The organism is Psychrobacter sp. DAB_AL62B, from assembly GCF_028895345.1.
In the GTDB taxonomy this organism is placed as follows: Bacteria; Pseudomonadota; Gammaproteobacteria; order Pseudomonadales; family Moraxellaceae; genus Psychrobacter.
Window position 1 is genome coordinate 87,692 of sequence record NZ_SAXC01000009.1, and the last position, 7,726, is coordinate 95,417.

Annotated in this window: 5 protein-coding genes and 1 pseudogene; 1 reads left to right on the forward strand and 5 read right to left on the reverse strand. The window is 44.6% G+C overall.

The window, feature by feature from the left end; all coding sequences use genetic code 11:
* Positions 1-159: 159 nt before the first annotated feature.
* Positions 160-1,326: a MalY/PatB family protein gene (locus EPB74_RS11340; RefSeq protein ID WP_274904238.1), complete on the forward strand. Its 1,167-nt coding sequence runs from the start codon at positions 160-162 to the stop codon at positions 1,324-1,326.
* 22 nt (positions 1,327-1,348) lie between these two features.
* On the opposite strand, the gene EPB74_RS11345 is transcribed toward EPB74_RS11340, so the two are convergent.
* The 5 genes and pseudogenes from EPB74_RS11345 to EPB74_RS11365 form a co-directional block, all read right to left on the reverse strand.
* Positions 1,349-1,849, reverse strand: coding sequence for a cupin domain-containing protein (locus EPB74_RS11345; RefSeq protein ID WP_274904239.1), 501 nt, complete (start codon positions 1,847-1,849; stop codon positions 1,349-1,351).
* Positions 1,850-1,916: 67 nt separating this feature from the next.
* Positions 1,917-3,485, reverse strand: a complete 1,569-nt coding sequence (locus EPB74_RS11350) for an FGGY-family carbohydrate kinase (RefSeq protein WP_274904240.1) — start codon at positions 3,483-3,485, stop codon at positions 1,917-1,919.
* A 164-nt stretch (positions 3,486-3,649) separates the two neighbouring features.
* Positions 3,650-5,308 (reverse strand): glycerol-3-phosphate dehydrogenase/oxidase, encoded by a 1,659-nt coding sequence (locus EPB74_RS11355; protein WP_274904241.1) that lies wholly within the window; start codon positions 5,306-5,308, stop codon positions 3,650-3,652.
* A gap of 261 nt (positions 5,309-5,569) precedes the next feature.
* On the reverse strand, positions 5,570-7,306 hold the full coding sequence (locus tag EPB74_RS11360; protein ID WP_274904242.1) for an FAD-binding oxidoreductase: 1,737 nt from the start codon (positions 7,304-7,306) through the stop codon (positions 5,570-5,572).
* A 306-nt stretch (positions 7,307-7,612) separates the two neighbouring features.
* Positions 7,613-7,726 (reverse strand): annotated as a pseudogene (locus EPB74_RS11365) (IS5/IS1182 family transposase); the annotation flags it as partial.

Genomic DNA, 7,726 nt, shown 5'->3' on the forward strand with positions numbered 1-7,726 from the left:
CGCAACAAGCTTGAATAATACCCTAACTCTAATAAAACCGTTAAACCACTTCTCCAATAATCTCATCGCGCATCTATGCAAACGCCATAAAGCGATTGGCGATGACGCCATTCATGTTGTACCCTAAACCATTATTTTTTTCTAACTCAGGAGAATACGGTGCTGTACAACTTTGATGAAATAATAGACAGACGACATACAGGGTCGCTCAAATGGCATTATAGCGATGACACGATTCCGCTATGGGTCGCGGATATGGATTTTAAGACCGCCCAGCCTATTTTAAAGGCGATTGAGCAAGTAGCGCAGCATGGCATATTGGGTTACACCGTCCCGACCGAGCCTTTGTACCAAGCGATTATTCAGTGGCATAGTAGTCGTTATGACTTATGGCTAGATCAGCAGGATATTCTTTTCTCTCCGGGCGTGGTGCCAAGTTTGGTGCTGATGATGGTCGTATTTACCGAGGAAAGGGATGCGGTACTTATCAATGATCCTATTTATACGCCTTTTATGACCAAGGTTTTGGACAATGGACGTAAGCTTGTGACTTCTGCACTCAAAGAAGTTGAGGGACGGTATCGTTTGGATTTGGTCGATATCGAAGCCAAGATTATCGAGCATAAAGTGAAGCTTTATTTACTGTGTAATCCACATAATCCTGGCGGGCGCGTATGGACGACCGAGGAGCTTGAAGCATTACTTTTAATCTGCAAAAAGTATAATGTGGCAATTGTCAGTGATGAGATTCATCAAGATTTAACCTTAAGTAGTCAAAAATTCATCCCCTTTTTAACTCTAGCAAAAGGCTATGAGCACAAAGTGGTGAGCCTGACCTCGATGACTAAAACTTTTAATATTGCCGGTATCAAAGGTTCGATGATCTTTGCTAAAGATAGCGCATTACTCAGTAAAATTAACCAGCAGCAGCGCTTAAGTGACGAGCATGAGCTAAATTTATTTGCTTATACGGCTATGCGTAGTGCTTATGAGCAAGGTGGTGACTGGTTGGCACAGGTAATTGCTTATATTGAAGCGAATATTGACTTAACCCTGCAGTTTTTAGCTCAGCATCTGCCTAAAATTAAAGCCATGCGCCCAGAAGCTTCGTATTTGATTTGGCTAGATTGCTCGGCATATGCGCAAGACGATCAAATGATTTATGACGCGCTTAGAGAGGCTAAGGTTGAGCTTAGTGCAGGTATCAAATATGGGGATGAAGGACATCTTAAAATGCGCCTCAATGTGGCGTGTCCTAAAGCGATATTAATAGAGGGATTGAATCGTATGCATACCGCCTTAAGTGATATGTGCCAACCCTTATAAAATGAGATGAGATTTGCTTGTTTTAAGGGTTTACTTGATCCAAATTTTCTAAATCTACAAATTCCTTTTTGCCATGAATATTGTACATTTTGCGCTCAATGTCTGGATAGTTGGTGATATCAATGGGTGGTCTGCTACCGCCCATAAGATAGACGGCATCGCTATCGCTGTCGTTACGCATAGAATGCGCCGCTCCATGTGCTGGGAAGCCGACGAAATCACCAGTATTTAATAAATAAGTGTCATCGCCATAACGTAGCGTCAGCTTACCAGATAGCACATAAATGAACTCGTCCGATTCTTCATGATAGTGATGTTGGGTCGTCTCATCACCCGATTCAACGCGTACGAGATGCAAACCAAATTTGGTTAAACCAACGATGTCGCTCAATGAGACCGTATGGCGAATAGCTTGTTCGTTAAATTGGTGCACGTGTCTGGTTTCAGGAATGCTGTCAATATCAGACTTGATTAGAACGTAATCTTGGGTGTTTTTAAGCTCAGGCTTTGATGTCATGGTCATTAAGTAATCCCCGTTGTTATTATTTTAATCTTATAACAGCCGTAATGAGTAGAGTGCAAGGTTTGCATTACTTAGCAGGATAACCGGTAATATCCTGAATGCTTTGATATAAAGGTTTTAAGCGCTCATACATTTTTAGGTAGACTTCATTATATAAGCGTTTGTAGAGCTGGACGTTGGCTGTAATGGGTAAGAATTCATCGCCCAGATGTACCATCGCCTTAGTGGCGGTTAAATGGTCGGGATAAACGCCAAGACCCACCGCGCAGTTGATGGCAGCGCCTAATCCAGAAGCTTCATAAGTATGCGGGCGATAGGCGGGCATGCCAAAGATATCGGCAGTAAGCTGCATGGCAGAGTCACTTTGGGAGCCACCACCAGAAACGCGTAAGTGTTTGATGGGTTTGCCCGTGCGTTTTTCAATGGTATCAAAACCAAGTTTAAGCTCATAAGCAAGCCCTTCCAAAATCGCGCGGTAAACATGCGCTCGCGTATGCACATCGCCAAAGCCAATAAGCGCGCCTTTGCCTTCAAGACCTGGATGACGAACGCCGGGCGACCAATATGGCTGCATCATCAGTCCCATACAGCCTGCCGGAATATCTTTGACTGCTTGATCGAGGAGTTTTTCGGTATCGATACCCTGAGTCTTGGCTAGTTGTTCTTCATATTGGGCAAACTGCTCTTTAAACCAGCTAACCATCCAAAAGCCGCGATAAATCATATATTCATGATTATAATAATTCGGCGCGGCGGCGGTATAGGCGGGCATATGCTTAAGTATTTCAACATAATTGCTCGATGTAGTATTGACGGTCGCGGTGGTGCCAAAGCTTAAGCAAGCGGTGTCGGCGGCGAGTCCAGCGGAACCCAACGCTTCACAAGCCTTATCGCTGGCAGCAGCAATCATTGGCGTGCCTGCAAGAATACCTGTGGCTTTAGCTGCTTTGGAAGTAATGCTACCGAAAGGTTGTCCCGGCGGCACAATTTTAGGCATCTGCTCAGGTCGACAGCTAAATAATCGCCATTTGAGATCCTTAGCTTTTAGCCAAGCTTGCGCCTTGTAATCGTAAGGTAGGTAACCTAGGGCGTGACCGCTGGAATCTATCAACTCGCCTGTAAGCTGATAGGTTAAGTACGCTGATAGATTGACGTAGTGAGCGGTCTTTGCCCAAATCTCTGGTTCATGATAGGCAAGCCAATTACAGCGTGCTTTTTGCTGCGCTTCATTGACCAGCTCGCCCATGCCGATTACTTTTGTGAGTGGATTAAGAAAGCCTAAATCATTGGTCTCTCCTCGGCGCAAATCCATCCATACAATAGCTGGGCGTAGCGGTTGTTTATCTTTATCCAAACAGATCATAGTATAGCGCTGAGTAGCGAGACTGACACCGGCAATTTGCGCTGGCGTAATATCGCAGGTTTGCCATAATTGCTGGCAAGCCTCGCTTAATTTTTGCCAATAGTAGTCGGCATGTTGCTCAGCAAAATTGGGCTCAGTTGAAAAATATGGCTCGATAGGGACGCGGGCTTTGGCAATCTCGGTGCCAAATTGATCAAAGATAAGTGCTCTAACACTTTGCGTGCCATTGTCGATGGCTAAGAAATAAATAGGGGCATCAAAGTTGTTGGTCATAGTCGTCCTTTACTATGTGAAAATAGATATATAGCTCAATAAAAATACTATGATTATAGTGTGCTACTGCTATAAGTTTTCCTTACTTGCTGTGCCTACGCAGACAGGGGCTACGGAAAACTTACTCCAGTAGTACTTACCTATTAATATGCTATAAAAAAACGCTAAGCCGCAGGCAGGTAATAGTAGCGTTGCCACAACTGTTGATAACGTTCAACTTCTTGCTGCCATTTTTGCTCGTCCCAGCCCAGCTCCTGCTGACATATTTGTTTGAGCCTATTACTGATCAACGGCGTCATCGCGCCATGTGGCAGTATTAATCCTAAGCGGGTGCGTCGCAGTAGCAAATCGTCCAAATGAATGACTTGCTCGTAGTGAGCAGCAAAGCGGATTTCCGCCCAAATGGTATTGCTGGCAGTCACATAAGCCAAGTCATCGTCATGCGCCAGCTCTAATAAAGTATCGAGCTGTCGGCCATAAAACCCTTGCAAGCGCTGTTGTAGGGGTTTTGGCAAAGTGGTGAATTTGGGGTTGGTTGGCGTTTGCTGGCTAAAAACTTGACTGCTATATGGTGTATTACTATTTTGAATACTCGTGCCATCTAGCGCTAGCACTTTTTGGCAAACCTTAAGCACATCAAGGGCGATTAGGCGAAAGGTAGTTAGCTTACCACCACTGACAGTCACTAAATTATTATCGAGCCAAACGCTATGGTCGCGCTTTTCTTTACTCGGACTGACGCGTTTGCCATCGCCACCTTCTGAGATAAGTGGACGCACGCCCGCCCATGTACTAATAATATCCTCTCGATTCAGATTAGCATCATCAAAGAGATTATTGGTCGCCAGCAATAGGTAATCTACCTCTTCATTAGTGATACCGACTTCTTCATCGTTCAATGGCGGATGATCCAAATCGGTTGTGCCAAGGACGGTACGGTTTTCCCATGGGAAAACAAACACCGCTCTTTTATCGACAGGGTGCAAAAAGGTATAGGCTTGTGTAAGCGGCAGACGCTCTTGACTGACCACCAAATGACTGCCACGCGAAGGACGGATTTGCTTATGAAAGCTCTGTTCCGTTTGTTTACTAGCTTGCATCCGTAAGGTATCCGCCCAAGCGCCCGTCGCGCTCACCACCACTTTTGCACGGACATCGTAAGTATTATTGCTATCTTTGGATGCGGTATCTATTAAAGTTGCACCAATAACCAAGCCTTGCTCGTTGGTGATTAACGACTCAGCTTTAAGGTAATTGATTGCGCACGCACCGTCATGAATAGCTTCATCTAGCACACGCATCACAAGGCGTGAGTCATCGGTTACCGCGTCACTAAACTGGCTGGCACCCAAAAGTTTCTCTTGCTTGATACCAGGACTTAAACTTAAAAAAGCATCTTTTTTAAAGTATTTAGAGTAGCGCTTGCCCGCCAAGCCATCGTAGACGCGTAGCAAGGTATTGAATATCCATGGCGGTGGAAACTTGCCTTTATAATGTGGCATAACGTAATGCATTTCGTTAACCAAGCCGCTAGCCTCATTGAGCATGCGCTCACGTTCACGGACGCTAAGTAAGGTCGTTTTATAATCACCTGAAGCAATATAGCGCAGCCCGCCATGTACCATTTTGCTAGAGCGGCTAGACGTGCCCCAAGCAAAGTCTTTTTGCTCAATTAACAATACCGCTAAGCCGCGCCTTGCTGCTTCACGAGCAATCCCAGCGCCAGTAATACCGCCACCGATGATGAGCATATCCCAAGGTTCTGAGCGTGCTAAAGGCGCTAATGCTTGTTGGCGTTGCTGATAGGGCTTAGCTTGGTTCATAGAAGACTCATTTTAATAGTTATTTAATTTCAGCTAAGTAGATTATCTAAATTGTTTAATTTAAAGTCGTCTTTTGAAAAAATAGTTGCGTTTTATTATGATGCGCGACTGTTATTAATTTTCCTTGCGTGCTGTGCCTACGCCGACAGAGGCTGCGCAAAATCAATATCAGCCGCGCTGTATAGCGCTTATATTAAATTAAACATACCTAAACTAAGACTGCAAATAAGCCCTGACTTTGAAATCCATTATTAACTAGAATTAATTTTTAAGCAAAACACCCGGATTCATACGTTGTTCAGGATCTAAGCTTTTGAGCATATCGCTGGTTACCTGAATACCTAGCTGACCTTTTTCGGCAGCGAGGTAAGGCGCATGGTCACGACCAACACCATGTTGATGCGATATCGTCGCTGTACCATTAGCCAGACTTGAGCTGGCAGCATGTTTGATTTTCTGCCAGCGGCTTAAGGTGCTAGCGTGATCTTTTGCGGCTCTAAAGAAGTAAGTGGTATAAAGACTAGCACCTTGCTTGTAGACGTGTGAGATATGAGTGAATGCCATGACGTTTTCGCCTTCATCGCTCAAAGCAGTCTGTACGGCTTCTTGCATCTGCTGCATTTGCGCGTCGATGTTATTCCAATTGGTTGCGGTTTCAAAGGTATCGACCATGATACCTTTTTCCCATAAGGTGCCGCGCAAATAAGGGAATTTAAAACGCCCATGCGCCCACACACTACCCATGATATCGGTTATTTTGCCAGTGACACTATCTTGCTGTTTTAATAGCTTATTAAACTGCGTCAGCGCTAATTTATTCTGCGCTTTATCGCCAGATACGCCATAAGTGAGCATGACTTTTTCTGAGCTTAATCCACGCGCTTTTAGATAAGTACTAATCGCTAAAAACTGACTGGGCGTCGTACCTAAATGCAAGTGAGCGTCAGTCTCGACAGCATTACTCAAACGTAGCATCGATAAGCGAATATTTTTTTGCACGGCTTGTCTAAGCACTTCTTTACCCGCTTCCCAGTTAGGCAGAAATGCGACTTTAAACAGCTCTTCTTCAGGTTGCGGCTGCACGCGCATTTTAACTTCGGTAAAAATACCGGCGCGACCTTCCGTGCCCATCATCATCTCACGCAGGTCAGGCCCTGCCGCTGACGCTGGAATATCAGCAATATTGAGCACCCCTTGCGGCGTCACCAAAGTGCCACCAGCAAACATCTGCTCGATACGCCCATAGCCCAATGACTGCTGACCACTAGAGCGCGCGGCAATCCAGCCGCCAAGGGTCGATAGCTCCCAAGACTGCGGATAATGTCCCAAGCGATAACCGTGCTCGTCCAACTGTGCTTCGACGGCTGGTCCTTGCGTACCGGCACCAAAGGTAGCAATTTGACTCTCAACATCTAAATCAATAAGCTGAGCCATCTTGCTCATCGCTACGGTCAATACGGGACGTGAACCTTTTTGTGGATTGATATGACCAACTACTGAGGTGCCGCCGCCAAAAGGAATGACGATAAGGTCGTGCTCGCTTGCTAGCTTTAATAAGGTTTCGACATCAGCGGTAGATTGCGGATGCGCGACACCATCAGGGAAGACTTCAAAGTCGCCACCATGCATAGCTATCCAGTCAGGAAAGCTCTGTCCACGCGCATGTCTAAGTCTATCTTCACTATCGACAGACACCATATCAAGCTCAGTAATGCCGGCGGGCAGACGCGATTCTGGTACAGTTTTGAGTACCTGTTGTAAGCTCACAGACGATAGTTTTTTGGTTTTACCAATGTGTGATTTGATCAGTTTCGCCCCATGCGCTGAAACTTTTTTATTGATATTGATATTGCCCCAGCCATTCCAGCGCGTTTGCTCTATCGGCGTGTTGGCGGTCATGTTAATGGGCGTATCATTTTTCGAGGCATTATCTAATTTAGTGTTGTCAGTATTGTTAGACGTAGTGGTTTTACGAATAAGGGATTTGATTTTGCTCATAGGGACATACCTGTCGATTTATTATGGCTGTTTATTATAATTAAGGGTTCGGATAATGGTGGGTCAATCTGGCTGCTGGTAATTAGCTAAGAGTCATCATAAAAAAACATACGATATTAAAGTCTTATACTAAATATGCCGTCTTAAAAATAAAGTATTTATCATTCGAGCATAGCACAATATAAACAAATTTTTTATATAGACTCGTCATTTGTATAATAAAGATTTATAGGATTTTGTGAATAATAAAAATATTACCACCGTCATCGTTTAGTAACTTATTAAAAAAATATCTAGGGCGTGTCCTCAATTCATTTTGCAATGAATAATAGTACACGCTAGGTAAAGCATAGACTTAAAATTACGAGCCAACTTCTCATAGCGAGTAGCGATGCTGCGGAAATGCTTGAGTCTTGCAAA